General features: G+C 46.1%; 2 protein-coding genes. Both read left to right on the top strand.

What is annotated here, in order from left to right:
• A partial coding sequence (locus tag R7O13_RS27320; RefSeq protein ID WP_254845720.1) for a YgjV family protein occupies positions 1–493 on the top strand: 493 nt, incomplete at its 5' end.
• Between the two features lie 7 nt (positions 494–500).
• Positions 501–683 (top strand): cupin domain-containing protein (locus R7O13_RS27325; protein ID WP_318305255.1); only part of this gene is annotated, 183 nt, incomplete at its 3' end.

Below are 683 nucleotides of genomic sequence, written 5' to 3' on the forward strand. Positions count from 1 at the left end.
AGGGTTTATTAGTTTTGGTTTGGGATTCTCCGTCTTCTACCAGAAGAATGACAGGCACCTAAAAATCTTGATGCTGATTTTTAACCTCAATCATCTTCTCCACTTTTTATTGCTGGGTTCGATGGTCTCTGCGCTGAGCGCATTGCTGTCGGCGCTCAGAACGACCACGGCGATTTTTGTCTCGTCGAAACGAGTCGCTGCTGTCTTTATTGTGATCAGTTTAGTCAGTGGCTTTTGGGTAGCAGAGCAATGGCGTGATTTATGGCCGATTATCGGGACGGTGATTGGTACATACTCGGTGTTCTGCTTGTCAGGGATCAGGATGCGCATTGGCTTTTTGCTCGGCGCGTCTTGCTGGCTAACCAATAATATTCTGGTGGGTTCCATTGGTGGAACGCTGTTAGAAATGACCGTGATCGTGATGAATTTATTGACGATTTATCGCTTACATCGTCAGCAATCAGAATCCATGATTAATCAATCAAGTTATTAGGTGAACCATGTTCGTATTTAACCAAGACATTCCGATGGAAGATCTCGGCGAGGGGATTTCACGCAAAGTACTGGCACACAGCGACAACATGATGTCGGTAGAAGTGCACTTTGAAGAAGGTGCAATTGGTGCGATGCACTCACACCCGCACGAGCAGCTGACTTACGTGCTTTCTGGTGAGTTTGAATTC

The sequence above is a fragment of the Vibrio sp. Y176 genome (genome assembly GCF_033438945.1).